At 47.2% G+C, this 14,958-nt stretch carries 13 protein-coding genes; 12 read left to right on the forward strand and 1 reads right to left on the reverse strand.

Annotated features, from left to right (window positions below):
* Positions 1-184 precede the first annotated feature (184 nt).
* The 12 genes from Q8O77_RS12830 to Q8O77_RS12885 all read left to right on the forward strand — a co-directional run bounded on the left by Q8O77_RS12830 (position 185) and on the right by Q8O77_RS12885 (position 13,348).
* Positions 185-1,321 (forward strand): glycosyltransferase family 4 protein, encoded by a 1,137-nt coding sequence (locus Q8O77_RS12830; RefSeq protein ID WP_305553679.1) that lies wholly within the window; start codon positions 185-187, stop codon positions 1,319-1,321.
* Positions 1,305-2,246 carry an SDR family oxidoreductase gene (locus Q8O77_RS12835; RefSeq protein ID WP_305553682.1) on the forward strand — a complete coding sequence of 314 codons (942 nt, stop codon included), beginning with the start codon at positions 1,305-1,307 and terminating at the stop codon, positions 2,244-2,246. The genes Q8O77_RS12830 and Q8O77_RS12835 overlap by 17 nt, the downstream gene beginning before the upstream one ends.
* A 105-nt stretch (positions 2,247-2,351) precedes the next feature.
* Positions 2,352-2,903: a sugar transferase gene (locus tag Q8O77_RS12840; RefSeq protein ID WP_305553685.1), complete on the forward strand. Its 552-nt coding sequence runs from the start codon at positions 2,352-2,354 to the stop codon at positions 2,901-2,903.
* 119 nt (positions 2,904-3,022) lie between these two features.
* The gene (locus Q8O77_RS12845; RefSeq protein ID WP_305553688.1) at positions 3,023-3,394 is read left to right on the forward strand and encodes a four helix bundle protein; all 372 of its coding nucleotides are present in this window, start codon (positions 3,023-3,025) and stop codon (positions 3,392-3,394) included.
* A 58-nt stretch (positions 3,395-3,452) separates the two neighbouring features.
* Complete coding sequence (locus tag Q8O77_RS12850; protein WP_305553691.1) at positions 3,453-4,892, forward strand: MBL fold metallo-hydrolase RNA specificity domain-containing protein; 1,440 nt, start codon at positions 3,453-3,455, stop codon at positions 4,890-4,892.
* Between the two features lie 130 nt (positions 4,893-5,022).
* Positions 5,023-6,198, forward strand: a complete 1,176-nt coding sequence (locus tag Q8O77_RS12855) for a nucleotide sugar dehydrogenase (RefSeq protein WP_305553694.1) — start codon at positions 5,023-5,025, stop codon at positions 6,196-6,198.
* Between the two features lie 88 nt (positions 6,199-6,286).
* Positions 6,287-7,183: a UTP--glucose-1-phosphate uridylyltransferase GalU gene (galU, locus tag Q8O77_RS12860; protein ID WP_305553697.1), complete on the forward strand. Its 897-nt coding sequence runs from the start codon at positions 6,287-6,289 to the stop codon at positions 7,181-7,183.
* Between the two features lie 155 nt (positions 7,184-7,338).
* A complete protein-coding gene (locus tag Q8O77_RS12865) occupies positions 7,339-9,228 on the forward strand; it encodes a nucleoside-diphosphate sugar epimerase/dehydratase (protein ID WP_305553700.1) in 1,890 nt (629 codons plus the stop codon).
* Between the two features lie 156 nt (positions 9,229-9,384).
* Entirely contained in the window at positions 9,385-9,699 is a 315-nt protein-coding gene (locus Q8O77_RS12870) for a hypothetical protein (RefSeq protein ID WP_305553702.1), read from the forward strand.
* An 88-nt stretch (positions 9,700-9,787) separates the two neighbouring features.
* On the forward strand, positions 9,788-10,507 hold the full coding sequence (locus tag Q8O77_RS12875; RefSeq protein WP_305553705.1) for a YjbF family lipoprotein: 720 nt from the start codon (positions 9,788-9,790) through the stop codon (positions 10,505-10,507).
* Entirely contained in the window at positions 10,497-11,243 is a 747-nt protein-coding gene (locus tag Q8O77_RS12880; protein WP_305553708.1) for a capsule biosynthesis GfcC family protein, read from the forward strand. Before Q8O77_RS12875 ends, Q8O77_RS12880 begins: the two co-directional genes overlap by 11 nt.
* Positions 11,240-13,348 (forward strand): YjbH domain-containing protein, encoded by a 2,109-nt coding sequence (locus Q8O77_RS12885; protein ID WP_305553711.1) that lies wholly within the window; start codon positions 11,240-11,242, stop codon positions 13,346-13,348. Before Q8O77_RS12880 ends, Q8O77_RS12885 begins: the two co-directional genes overlap by 4 nt.
* 30 nt (positions 13,349-13,378) lie before the next feature.
* Here the strand turns inward: Q8O77_RS12885 and Q8O77_RS12890 are convergent, their stop codons facing one another.
* Positions 13,379-14,911, reverse strand: a complete 1,533-nt coding sequence (locus Q8O77_RS12890) for a sensor domain-containing diguanylate cyclase (protein ID WP_305553714.1) — start codon at positions 14,909-14,911, stop codon at positions 13,379-13,381.
* Positions 14,912-14,958: the final 47 nt, after the last annotated feature.

The following is a 14,958-nucleotide window of genomic DNA, read 5'->3' on the forward strand; positions in this document are numbered from 1 at the left end:
GAACCCAATTTCGTCTTGCACGTGCCAATAAGATTTTTAAGCAGGGATTGATGCTGAGCCAGTACCTTATGTTGTATCGTTTTTTTGTTATATTAGTATTGTGATGATTTTTCGCGGTAGCAATTCAGCACGATCATTATAGTAGTACGATACAGCATTATAGCTAGAAGAGAGCTAATATAGCATGAAAAAAAAGTTACTTTTTGTCGTTAATGTTGACTGGTTTTTTCTTTCGCACCGTTTACCCATTGCATTAGCTGCACAAGCCGCAGGTTACGAGGTGAATATTGCTTGTCAGTTAACTGCAAAAGGTGAAGCCATAAAAGGCTATGGTTTTATTTTGCATAACTTGCCGTTAGAACGCAGCGGCACTTCGGTTTTTAAAGAGTTTAAAACGCTTGTAGCAATTAAGCGTGTAATTAAGCTAAGCAGGCCGGATATTATTCATGCTGTCACCATTAAACCCGTACTTTACACCGGACTTGCGACTCTTTTTTCTAAGATCCCTAAAGTTTCATCTATTTCGGGTCTTGGTTTCGTATTTATTTCTGAGGGTTTAAAAGCTAGGCTGGTGCGTGTGTTCATAAGTTTTTTATACAGGTTAGCGCTACGTCATCGCAAATCCAGAGTGATTTTTCAAAACCCGACCGACAGAGATTTATTTATCTCTGCAGGTATCATTTCAGCTAATCAGGCAATTATGATAAGAGGCTCGGGGGTTAACTTTGCAGAGTATCCGTTTAGTGAAGAGCCTCAAGGTAAACCAGTAGCTATGCTGTTAGCTCGCTTATTGACAGATAAAGGCGTTTTGGAGTTTGTTGAAGCTGCAAAGTTACTTAGAGCAAGTAATATATCATGCCGTTTAGTTTTGGTTGGCGATGTTGATGAAAATCCAAAATCTGTTAGTCAGGCTCAGCTCAATTCTTGGGTGGGACAACAACTGATAGAATATTGGGGATTCAGTAGTGATGTGGCTGCAAGCTATCGGCAAGCAAATATAGTTGTATTGCCCAGTTATCGCGAAGGGTTACCAAAGTCACTTATTGAGGCTGCGGCTTGTGGCCGTGCCGTTATTACAACTGATGTGCCTGGCTGTCGTGATGCCATCACGCCGGATGTAACAGGTTTATTAGTGCCGGTTAAAGATTCAGCGGCGTTAGCGGGTGCTATTGAGAAGCTGGTCAATGATAGTGATTTACGGTTAAGTTTTGGCGTTGCGGGGCGTAGACTAGCTGAACGTGAGTTCGATATAAATTCTGTGGTGAACAAACATTTTGCTATTTATGAAGAGTTGCTAAAGGGTAATGTTGTTGAACAATAAAATTTTAATTACAGGCTTTAGTGGTTTCGTTGGTTCCAGGTTGTTATCAGTGCTTAGCACCAGAGTTTTAGTGCTATTGGGTAGAAAAAAGCCAGAAAATGTATCGTTGCCGTTCTATCAGTCGGAGTTTAATGCTGATAGTGACTACTCCTCAGCTTTAGCGGGTGTTGATGTGGTTATACACAGTGCAGCCAGAGTGCATATGATGAATGAGCAGACAACAGATCCTTTAGCAGCATTTCGTGACGTGAACACTTTTGGCACTGTTAATTTGGCCCGGCAGGCTGCCGCAGCCGGCGTTAAGCGCTTTATTTTTATCAGTAGCATTAAAGTAAATGGTGAATCAACACGTAACGACAAGCCGTTCAGGCATGACGATAAGCCGCTGCCTGATGATGCCTATGGCATATCTAAGGCTGAAGCTGAAATCGGGTTGAAACAGATAGCAGTACAGACCGGCATGGAGGTGGTAATTATTCGTCCGCCGCTGGTTTACGGCCTTGGAGTTAAAGCTAACTTTGCCGCTATGATGAAGCTGGCCAGAAAAAACTTGCCGTTACCCTTAGGGGCTATCCATAACAAACGCAGCCTGGTGGCACTGGATAACCTGGTCGATTTAATTGTTACTTGCATTGAACATCCAAAGGCGGCGAACCAAACCTTTTTGGTGAGTGATGAGCACGATGTTTCCACTACTGAACTGTTGCAAATGATGACACGTGCTGCCGGGAAAAAGCCAAGGTTGTTACCGGTGCCGATGAGTTGGCTGAAACTGGCCGGTAAGCTGACGGGGAAATCTGCGGTAATAGACCGGCTTTGCGGTAATTTACAAGTAGATATATCGCATACTAAAGACACGCTGGGTTGGCGGCCGCCGGTGACGGTGGAAGAGGGGATTGCTCGCTGCTTTGCCGCGAAGGGTTGAGAGATAAATGTTGAGTGTTTAGTGCTGAGTGCTGAGTGCTGAGTGCTGAGTGTTGAGTTTTTAGTTGTGAGTGTTTAGTTGTCGCTGGCAAATTTTAGAGGAATTATGTTGATACGCTTATTGGATATTATTTTTGCCTTTTGTGGCTTGGTGTTTGGTTTTCCGGTGCTGGTTATTTTAACCCTGATTGGTTTATTTGATACTGGTTCGCCGATATTTCGCCAGCAGCGGGTAGGGCGGCATAAAAAGCCGTTTACGCTGGTAAAGTTTCGTACCATGAGGCCGGATACTGCTCATGTGGCCAGCCATTTAGCCAGCGCCAGTGCAATAACACCCTTTGGTGGCTTTTTACGTAAGAGCAAGCTGGATGAACTGCCGCAGCTGTGGAATGTATTAAAAGGCGAAATGAGCCTGGTAGGCCCGCGGCCTTGCCTGTTTAACCAGCAAGAATTAATTAACGAGCGCGAACAGCGCGGTGTGTTAAATGCCAGGCCGGGCATTACCGGGCTGGCGCAGGTTAATGATATTGATATGTCGACGCCGGTATTACTGGCCGAGACAGACGCAAAAATGCTGGCACAGCTTACGGTGGCTAACTACTTTAAGTATATTTTTATGACGGTGGCCGGGAAGGGCAGTGGGGATAGGGTTCGGTAGTTTTGAGTGGTGAATTGTTAGTTGTGAGTGCTGAGTTTTGATTGGTTGGTGTTTATTATTTGTAAAATTTATGGTTTGGGCTATAGGTAGTATAGGATTTTGATTGGTTGGGGCTTTGGATGCCTGCTGAATCGAATAATGTATTGGCCAAGGCTTTTGAGTTTGCGGTTCGGGTTGTCAGGCTTTATCAGTATTTGGTAAAAGAGCATAAAGAATTTGTGCTGTCTAAGCAGTTAGTGCGCTGTGGTACTTCTATCGGTGCCAATATCAACGAGGCGCAGGCGGGGCAATCTAAAGCTGATTTTATTGCTAAAATGAGTATTGCCAGTAAAGAATCAAGAGAAGCAAAGTATTGGCTGGAGCTGCTATGTATAACTGGCTACCTCGATGATACTCAACCGCATGTAGCCAGCTTACTTAACCAAAGCGAAGAGCTGATTAAAATACTAACCAGCATAGTAAAAACCGCCCAACGCAACACTAAAAACTAACTCAACACTAAAAACTCAAAACTAAACATTCACCCCTCACCACTAACAAGGAGACAGGATGTCGACTGTGTATAACACCCCCCAATTTATCCACCATGGCGCGGTAGATGGTGTTACCGGCTCTTGTCATGAATACCGGCTGGCCGATGACTACGGCGTACTTATTGATTGTGGCTTGTTTCAGGGCGCAGAGCTGTCTGCTTCGGGTTCTGCTGCTGCGCCGCAGATTGCTTTTGCCATTGACCATATTAAAGCGCTGATTGTTACCCACGTGCATATTGACCATGTTGGGCGGATTCCGTATTTACTCGCTGCCGGTTTTAACGGGCCTATCTATTGCACTACCGCCTCGGCCACGTTATTGCCGCTGGTGTTGGAAGATGCATTAAAGGTAGGGGTTACCCGCGATGAAGAGTTAATTAATGCTTTTTTGGCCAGGGTGCGCCGTCAGTTGGTCGCTTGTGATTTTAAACAATGGCTGCCATTGCCGGCATTTGACGGTGCGGCGTCGACCCTGGGCAGCGCCGGGCCAGAGCTACGGTTTCAGCCGGCCGGGCATATTCTGGGCTCGGCCTATGTTGAGCTGCGGCATAATACCGAAGCTAAAAAAAGCTACAAAACCGTATTTTCCGGCGATTTGGGCGCGCCCTATGCGCCTTTGCTACCAGCACCCAAACCACCTAATACGGCAGATGTGGTGGTAATAGAAAGTACCTATGGTGATCGCGAACACGAAAATCGTCGTGCGCGGATAAAACGGCTGGAGCAGGTGTTGCTGCATTCGCTCAAAGATAACGGTACTGTGTTATTTCCGGCTTTCAGTATCGGCCGCACCCAAGAGCTGTTATATGAACTGGAAGCCATTATTCACCGTTTGCGCGGGCAAAAAATTCACCAACAGTTACGTTGGGATGAACTGCAAATTATTGTTGATTCGCCATTGGCAGCAAAATTTACCAGTGCTTATGACGAGCTGAAACATTGCTGGGACAATGAAGCCAAACAACGGCTGAAACAAGGCCGGCACCCGCTGAGCTTTGCGCAATTACATACCATAGACAGCCATAGCCAACATTTAGATCTGGTGCAGTTTTTAGCCCGCAGCAAACAGCCGGCTATTGTTATTGCTGCCAGCGGCATGTGTGAAGGTGGCCGGGTGGTCAATTATTTAAAAGCGTTATTACCGGATGCGGCGCATCAGGTGGTGTTTGTTGGTTATCAGGCACGCGGTACCCTGGGCGCAGCAATACAGCGCTTTGGTCCGCAAGGCGGTTATGTCGATATAGACGGCGAGCGCATTATTATCGGCGCCGAAATTATTACATTAAGCGGCTATTCAGCCCATGCTGATAAAACTGGTTTAGTAAGTTTTATTAGCCGGATGCGGCGAAAACCGCAACAGGTACGCATAGTGCATGGTGATGATGGCGCGAAAACAGCACTACAACAGGCTTTTTCCAGCTTAGGGATCAATGCTATTATTGCCAGCCAGGATTGAGTGTTTAGTGTTTAGTGGCGAGTGTTGAGTGTTGAGTTTTTAACTCACAACTCACAACTCACAACTCACAACTCACCTCTTACCACTCACAACTTTTAATTCACAACTTAAAACTCAAAAAAGGGATGTTATGTCGGGTTTAAAAATTGCCATTGCCGGCACCGGTTATGTAGGGTTGTCTAATGCCATGTTACTGGCGCAGCACAATCACGTGGTTGCGCTGGATATAGTACCGGAAAAGGTGGCGTTGCTAAACGAGAAAAAATCACCGATAGAAGATAAAGAAATCTCCGACTTTTTGGCAAATAAAGCGCTGAATTTCACGGCTACTCTGGATAAGCAGTTGGCTTTTGCCAATGCGAACTTTGTTATTATTGCTACGCCAACCGATTACGATCCGCAAACCAACTATTTTAATACCAGCAGTGTAGAAGCGGTGATCCGCGATGTATTAGCGGTTAACCCCAAGGCGGTAATGGTAATTAAATCTACCGTGCCGGTGGGCTTTACTGTTGCAGCGCGACAAAAGTTTGCTACCGACAACCTGATATTTTCACCGGAGTTTTTGCGTGAAGGCCGTGCCTTATACGATAACCTGTATCCGTCGCGTATTATTGTTGGTGAGCAAAGTGAGCGTGCTGCGCGTTTTGCCGCCTTGTTACAACAGGGCGCGATAAAGCAAGACGTGCCGCTGCTGTTTACCGACAGCACCGAGGCTGAAGCCATTAAACTGTTTTCTAATACTTACCTGGCGATGCGGGTGGCGTATTTTAACGAGCTGGACAGCTATGCTGAAAGCCATGGCTTAAATGCGCGGCAAATTATTCAAGGTGTTGGACTGGACCCGCGCATTGGTAACCATTATAACAACCCCAGCTTTGGCTACGGTGGTTACTGTCTGCCCAAAGATACTAAGCAACTATTAGCTAATTATCAGAATGTGCCGAACAATATAATGCAAGCAATAGTAGATGCTAACCGCACTCGCAAAGACTTTGTGGCTGAGTCCATATTGTCCCGTAACCCTCAGGTAGTGGGTGTTTTTCGCCTGGTAATGAAAACGGGTTCAGATAATTTTCGTGCCTCGGCTATCCAGGGCATTATGAAGCGTATTAAAGCTAAAGGTATCGAAGTGGTGGTGTATGAGCCGGAGTTGCAGCAGGACGAGTTTTTCCGCTCGCGGGTAATTAAAGATTTAGCGGAGTTTAAACGCATATCTGATGTAATAGTAGCAAACCGCCGCAGTGACGCTTTGGCTGATGTTGAAGAAAAAGTGTATACCCGTGATTTGTTTGGTAGCGACTAATTATTAGTTTTGAGTTTTGAGTTGTGAATTTTAAGTTGTTAACTCAACACTAAACATTCACCACTAAACACTAAGTATCGGAGTTTAGATGAAAGTACTAAAAGCGGTTATCCCGGTAGCGGGTCTGGGCACACGAATGCTGCCAGCAACCAAGGCTATTCCGAAAGAAATGCTGCCGGTAGTGGATAAGCCGCTTATTCAGTATGTGGTAAATGAATGTATTGCCGCCGGTATTAAGCAAATTGTGCTGGTAACCCATTCTTCGAAAAACTCGATTGAAAACCACTTTGATAAGAGCTTTGAGCTGGAGTCGATGCTGGAAAAACGTGTGAAACGTCAGTTATTGGATGAAGTGCAGGCAATATGCCCTAAAGACGTCACCATTATGCATGTGCGCCAAGCGGAAGCTAAAGGTTTGGGCCATGCTGTACTGTGCGCCTTACCGTTGGTAGGCGATGCACCTTTTGCTGTGGTATTGCCGGATGTGTTGGTAGATAGTTACGACAGTGATTTACGCCGTGAAAACCTGGCAAAAATGGTGCAATTGTTTGAGCAAAGCGGTGTTAGCCAGGTGATGGTTGAGCCGGTGCCACATCAGTTAGTCAGCAGCTATGGTGTTGTCGATGTAAGTGGTCAGCAACTGGCTGCCGGAGAGTCAGCAAAAATGACCGCCATAGTGGAAAAGCCGGCGATAGATGAAGCACCATCTGATTTAGCTGTAGTGGGCCGTTATGTATTTAGCAGCCATATTTGGCAATGGTTAAAGCGTACCCCGGTAGGCGCCGGTGATGAAATACAGCTAACCGATGCTATTGCGATGCTGATGCAGCAAGAAGCGGTTAATGCCTACCATATTGTTGGTCGCAGCCATGATTGCGGTAATAAACTGGGCTATATGCAGGCCTTTGTTGAGCATGGGCTGCGTGATAAACATCTGGGCCCGCAGTTTGCTTCCTGGTTGCAGAAGCTGTTGGCGCGGCAGTAGCGCTGCGTTTTTGATAATAATAAATGCTATACTTTTTAAATTTTAAATATCAGCACTGTGTTAATTAGCAAACAAGTGTTATGAGGTATTAGATGCTGACTTGGTTATTGGGCTTACCGCGTTCGGTAAAACGACTCGTCTCTGTATGTGCAGATATGTTTTTTTTGATTACGTCGTTGTTTGCCGCTTATTTTCTAACACAGAATGATGTGCATACTAATGTGCCGCAAATAGCGTTGGCATTTTCTATTACCCTGCCGGTTACCTTATTTATCTTTACCAAGCTGGGTTTATACCGCGCGGTAATCCGTTATATTGGTCAACATGCTTTGGGCGCGGTATTGGCCGGTATTGTCAGCAGTGCCTTTGTTTTGGCGCTGTTATTTGGCGTGTTTAATGTGCATGACAAAGGCAATCTGATTTTTGTTTATGCCATTTTGGCGCTGGTTACTTCCGGTGGTGTGCGTTTGCTGGCGCGGATGTTTTTGGTGCAGCGTAATAACGGCCATAAAGAGCGGGTACTAATATACGGCGCCGGCTCGTCGGGCCGGCAATTGGCTCACGCCCTGATGAATGGCGAGCAGTATCACCCTGTAATTTTTGTTGATGACGACACCACCTTACAGCGCTCAACCATTCTTGGTATTCCTGTCGGGGCGCCGGCGCAAATTACTGCTTTATTAAAAAATTACAATATCAGCCGTATTTTACTGGCGTTACCTTCAGCCAGCCGCGCCAGACGGCGTGAGGTATTAGATGCATTAGAAGAGTTGCCTATTCCGGTGCAGTCGATTCCGGGGATGAGTGATCTGGTAGACGGCTCGATGCGGATTGACGAGCTGCAGGATGTAAAGATAGAAGACTTACTAGGCCGCGACCCGGTAGCGCCGAAAGTAAAACTGATGCAAGCCAATATTCAGCACAAGGTGGTAATGGTAACCGGTGCCGGCGGCTCTATCGGCTCGGAACTATGCCGGCAAATTATTAATTGTGAACCCGCGGTTCTGGTGCTGTTTGAGCTATCCGAATTTGGTTTGTATAGCATAGAGCAGGAACTGGCTAATACCATTAGCCAGCGCGAGCTTGATATAAAGTTAATTCCGGTAATGGGCACTGTGCAGCGTAAAAACCGGCTGGAAACGGTAATGCAGGCGTTTAACGTGCAAACGGTTTACCACGCTGCGGCTTATAAACATGTGCCTTTGGTGGAATACAATGTGGTTGAAGGCGTGCGTAATAATGTGTTTGGTACCTGGTATGCTGCTGAGGCAGCAATTAACACCGGTGTTGAAACCTTTGTATTAATTTCTACCGATAAAGCGGTACGGCCAACCAATGTAATGGGCGCGTCGAAACGGCTGGCCGAGCTGGTATTACAGGCGCTGTCGCAAAGGCAAAATACCACGCGGTTTTGCATGGTGCGATTTGGTAATGTATTGGGCTCCAGCGGTTCGGTAGTGCCGCTGTTTCGCGAACAAATTCGCCGCGGTGGCCCGATAACGGTAACGCATAAAGATATTATCCGTTATTTTATGACGATTCCGGAGGCGGCGCAGTTAGTAATTCAGGCCGGTGCTATGGGGCAGGGCGGTGATGTATTTGTACTGGATATGGGCGAACCGGTTAAAATTGCTGACCTGGCCAAGCGGATGGTCCACTTGATGGGGTTGGAAGTAAAAGACGATATACACCCCAACGGGGATATTGAAGTGCATTATTCCGGCTTAAGGCCAGGCGAAAAGCTATATGAAGAATTGCTGATTGGTGAAAGTGTGCGTGAGACCGCCCACCCGCGCATTATGGCCGCGGATGAAATATGCCTGAGCTGGGCCGAAATGGAAAGTTTGTTATTACGGCTGGATACACTGTGTGACAGTTTTGCGGTAGAGCAGATTATTGAGTTGATGCGTGCAGCACCAACCGGCTTTAGTTACAGCTGCGCCAGTAGTGACCTCGTGGTTAAAGCCGGTTGCGATAGCGGCGCCGATTCACCGCTGCTGGTGGTGCATACAGACCCTGTGCCGGCAAAAAAATATATTGCCTGACAAGTATTTATCGTTGAGGGTGGCGTAGCTGGTATTTTATTTATTTATTAGCTGTAAAAAAGTTATGTTTTTGTCGCTTTTCAGGTTGAGCTGAGCTTTTTTTTAGTTTAAGCTGCGTACAAGTCTGAATTCAGGTTTCTTAATGAGGGAAATAGTATGAAAAAATTAATTATTGCCGCTGCTGTACTGGCGTTGAGTGCCGGTGTTAATGCGCAAGAAAAAGAAGGTGGTTCAGGTACTATTGGTGGTGTAGCCACTACTACTGTAGCTGCCGGTGTTGTTGGTGTTGCGGTAGCTGCTGCGGTTATTTCTAATAACCGTGGTTCTTCTGTAACACCTCCGGAAGAAGTGCCTACCTGCGCCGATGGCCAGACTGGCCCGGTAAATGGCGTTTGTACCGGCACTACGGTTACTGGTACAGGCACTACCACATCAACAGTAACTTTTACCGCTCCAGCTATCGGCGGTTAAGTTTGTTGCAATAAAAAAGCCGCCTGCTGGCGGCTTTTTTATTGCTGTTTGTTTATTTGACTTAATATTCAGCAGGCATACATCTTTGATGCTATTCGTTAGATCTGTTTTGGGCGGCCTGGTGCTGCTAACCCTTACCGGCTGCGCCGGTACTTATCACTCCTATATTGATAATTTGCAGTTAGCCTTTGCTAAAGCTGAAGACGCGGACCTGAGTCTGGAAGAGGTTATCAACGCGCCGTCAGATTTACTATATGTGCAACACGGCGAGCGGCCTGTTGCCGCTATGGCGTTATTTAAAGTAGAGGCCGGCCAGCATAAGTGGGTGTCGGCAGATAAAGCGATGCTGATAATGCAACAGGGGCGCTTGGTGCGTACTCTGGGCTTTAGCAATGATTTGTTGTACCTGACGAATACTGTAAGCGACCCCGTTCAAAAGCATAATACGATTCGACCTGACAGTAGTTGGTTGCGATTAGCGGATTGGCAAAGCGGTGAATACGGCTATGCGTTGCGTTCACGGTTTGAAGTGCTACCGGCACAAGAGGTAAGTTTCTTTCAGCAAAAGCTAACCACGACGCTGGTAGTAGAGTATGTGCAGTACGAAGACGATGCCAATTATTTGCGCTTTGACAATAGCTGGAAAAATTACTTCTGGTTTGATACTGCATCCGGCACTTTAATTAGAAGTGAACAGACTCTGGCGCCATTTGGCGCGCCAATAACCATGACTTATATCAGCCGGATTGCCCGCTTAGTGTCGGCTGGGGATCAAACTACTGCTCAGGTGTACAGTGATGAGAAGTAAAATGAAATTCAGTACAGCACTGTTATGTAGTGGTTTGCTATTAACCGCTGCCGCAGAATCAGCTGTTAGTGTCATTATTAATGACACCAGCTATCAGTTCGCAACCAACCCAAGATTAAGTGAGGTGTTGGCGCCGGCTGCGTTAACATCAGTGTGGTATTGGCCTGCCTCGGCGCTGTTTAAGCTTGACAGCAATAAACCTGAGCAATTACGCCAGCAGTTATTACAACAGATAGCAGAGTTAAAACTGCACAATGCGACCGACAGTGATTTAGTGTTTACGTTGCAGTCGTTGGAGCGTCAGTTAGTATCATGGCGTTTAGCGCAACGTATTTTATTGCCAATAGACTATGACTTTGCCAGAACACGACCGGAGTTAAACCCGCGTTTTGACGATGGCGCTTATTTATTACAGTTAAAGCTACGGCCAAACCATGTGCATATATTTGGTGCCGTTAGCTCTGGCACCAGGGTGCCACATCGTGGTGCCGTTGCAGCTGCCGAGTATATGGTATCGGTAGAGCCGACACCTTTAGCCAAGGTAGATGAGGTGATGTTGGTGCAGCCGGATGGCAAAGTACAAACAGTTGGGGTGAGCTACTGGAACCGCACTCATATTGAAGCTATGCCCGGTGCACAAATTTTTATACCACTGCAAAGTAGATTATTTAATTCGCAGCTGGAAATACTAAATCAGCGGTTGCTTGAGCTTGCGATTCACAGGGTGTTGTCATGACTGCAGTGCGTATTGCGTTTTTATTATCTTTAATTAGTTTTGGGCTACAACCGGCGATAGCAAAGGCGGCTGACAGCAACAGCTGGCAGCAGGCGCCATCTGGAGTATCGCAAATGGCACACGGTGGAGTCGGTTTAATTCAGACGCCTACTGCGCGCATGGCGCCGGCCGGTGATTTATCGATTAATTACACCGACAACGAGGAATATCGCTTGTGGTCGGTGAGTATTCAGTTATTTGACTGGATGGAATCAACGGTGCGTTATACCGATGTGCGCACCAGGCTGTATAGCGATGATCCGAATTTTAGCGGTGACCAGACACTAAAAGATAAAGGTATAGACGTTAAGTTTCGTTTGCTGCAAGAGAGTACCTATTTGCCGCAAGTGTCGGTGGGCTTCAGAGACTTTGGCGGCACCGGTTTTTTTGAAAGCGAATTTATTGCGTTAAGTAAGCAATGGGGCAACTTTGACTTTCACCTTGGGATGGGCTGGGGCTATTTAGGCAACGGTGCCAATACCAGTAACCCGTTTTGTGAAATTAAAGACAGTTTTTGTGATAGACCTCAAGGGACGTTGGGCCGAGGTGGTAAGATCAGCTACACAAAGTTTTTTAAGGGCCCGGCCTCATTATTTGGTGGTGTGGAATACCAAACTCCCTGGCAGCCACTACGCTTAAAGCTGGAGTACGAAGGCAATGATTACCAAAACGACAGAGCCGGTGATTTGCTGCAGGACAGCAACTGGAATATCGGCGCGGTGTACCGTTGGGGCAATTTTAACTTTGATGTGAACTACCAGCGTGGTAACACCTTGGGTTTTGGTGTGCATTATGCAATGAATTTACATAGCGCCACACAGCTAAAAATTAAGCCGCCGCTGCGGGAGATTCCGCAGCAGCTCGATAGTGTTAAGCAGATCACTGACCGGGATGCTTTACCCCGGGCGCTTTATCGCGAAGCGGGTTTTGCTTTATTAACGTCACATATGACTGACGATGAGTTTGTACTTTATGGCCAGCAAGTGGCGTATCGCGATCACGATGAGGCGATTGAGCGTATCGGCCGGATTTTAGTTACCGAAGTACCCGCCAATATTAAGACATACCGTATTGTGACCTACTCCGGCAATTTGCCAATGGTAGAAACTGTGGTGCATGCTGAACAGTTTATTGCGGCAGCCCGTTATGACTCGTTACGTAGTGATATAACATCCACCTATGTGCGTCAGCAGCCGGAGCCGCGCACGCTGGGTTTTACCAGTATGCCGGCACAAAGTGGTTTCTACACAGGGGCAGAAACATTTTGGATCCAAACCTTTGGTAACCCTGAAGCGTTTTATATGTACCAGGGAGGGGTATTTGCCAATGTCGGCTACCGGTTAAACAGTAGTCTCAGTGTTAACGGTACAGCTAAGATTACGTTGTTGGAAAACTTTGATAAGTTTAATTTTAAAGTGGACAACCAGGCGACACCTTTGCCAAGGGTGAGAACTTATATCCGCGAGTATGTAACCGGCAATACTTTATCGATGGAAAACTTGTATTTGCAATGGCAGGATCAGATAGCGCCGGATATTTATGCCCAAGCCTATGGCGGTTATCTGGAGACGATGTTTGGTGGTGTTGGTGGCGAAATGCTGTACCGTCCGGTGGACTCCGATTTTGCTATTGGTTTTGATCTGAACTACGTGCAACAGCGCTCGTACGAGAACGATTTTGACTTTTTTGATTATAAGACCTTTACCGGCCACGTTAATGTGTATTGGAAACCGGCGTTTTTACCTGACACTCAGTTGACCTTTAATATTGGCCAGTTTTTGGCGAAGGATAAAGGCGTAAACGTGGATTTTGCCAAACGCTTTGACAGCGGTATTGTAGTGGGGGCTTATGCTGCTATTACTGATGTTTCGTCGTCAGACTATGGTGAAGGTAGTTTTACCAAAGGGTTTTATTTATCGATCCCATTTGACTTATTCTCGTTACGGCCATCCAAAGGCAGGGGACGTTTGCCTTGGATCCCGATTGCGCGTGATGGTGGTCAGCCACTGAACCGACCTGCAACGTTAATTGATGCAACCGAGCAACGCTCACCGTTCTACGATTAACCGATCTGCAAAATGAAAAAGGGCAGCTTATTAGCTGCCCTTTTTTTCGCATGGCATAAGCTGATTTCTGCCGCTATCTTTGGCTTTATACAACGCACTGTCGGCAGCTTGAATGAGTTGCTCTGCACTGCTGTTTTTATCCGGTATTTGGCTGCAATAACCAATACTAAGTGTTAGCAGTTTACTGACGCCGGAATGCTGATGCCGGATAGCCAAGGCGTTTAGCTGCTGTTGGATTTTCTCTGCGATCTGCTGACAAGCTGCTTCATCACTGCCCGGTAAGATAACCGCAAACTCCTCACCGCCGTAGCGGGCGGCAAGTTCACCCTGACGCTTTAACAGCCCGGGCAGTAGCTGCGCCACTTGCTGTAGCGCCTGATCGCCGGCCTGGTGGCCGTAGTGGTCGTTGTAGGCTTTAAAGTGGTCAATATCCAGCAACAATAAGCCCAGCGATATTTGATGCCGTGCGCAGCGCTGTAGCTCTTGCTGCAGTTTGGTATCAAAGTTACGCCGGTTGGCGATGCCGGTTAAGCCATCCTGCAACGCTTGCTGCTGCAATTCGGCATTGGCCTGTTGCAGTTGCAGTTGTATTTGCTGCAGTGAACGGCGGTAACTGACGTTTTGCAGCGTATTAGCCAGCATTTCGCCCACCAGTTTTAACCGGCGCAGGTCGTTACTGGTCCAGTTACGCTGGCGCGATACCATGTCACAACCGACAAAGCCGATAAGTGCATCGCCGGCCAGCATGGCACAACACAGCACAGACTGAATATCTTCAGCATTAAATTCCTGTTGCTCTGCTGCAGCTTCCGTTGGCAGTTCGGCGACGTTATTCACTGCAAACACCAGGTTTTGCTGGATTTCGCGGTAGAAATACGGCAACGCCTGGCGCGGGATCTGTTGTAAAGACGCTTTGTGGCTGCTGATACCGCTACGCACCCATTCATGGGTATTGCTCATCTCAGTGATCTTGGCGTTAAACTGAAATACGTAGCTGCGGTCGGCGTGGCAAAATTCGCCGACAGCTGCCAGTGCATCTTCAATATGCTGGTCCAGTTCGTCATCCTGCACGTTGATTAATTCAGTTGAGATCAGTGATATTAGTTTGTCGAATGCCAGGGCTTCTTCTAATTCACTGATGTCCGGCGCAGGGTAGTTGTTATCCGGCAGCACAGCAGGGCTGTTGCTGTTGTCGGTTTCCAGAGTGATAAGCACGCTGGTGTGCAGGGTAAAGGACAGCGAGATTAACCTGCTGCGCAGCAACATATTTTGTGCCGGCTCGCCGGCCAGCAGCAGGGGCTGTGTAAGTTCAGTGCCGCTTAATGCCAGCAGCAAAGGGTTGTGCAGCAAATCGTATGGGGTTTGCGTGTCGCGGCTAAGCAGTCGCAGTTGCTGGACGTCAGATAAGGTTAACGCATGCTCTGTCAGCGGCGGGTTAAACAACTGCAAAGCGGCGCGGTTGGCCAAAATACGGCTTCGGGCGTGCTCTTTATACAGCACAGCTATGGGCAGGGCGTCGATAATGGCCCAGAAATGCGGCAGGGCAACAGCGTTATCTGACATAGTGCTCTCAGGTTAGTGATGAGCTTTTACTATAACGGATTTGGCCG

The organism is Rheinheimera sp., from assembly GCF_030690345.1.
Taxonomy (GTDB): Bacteria; Pseudomonadota; Gammaproteobacteria; order Enterobacterales; family Alteromonadaceae; genus Alishewanella.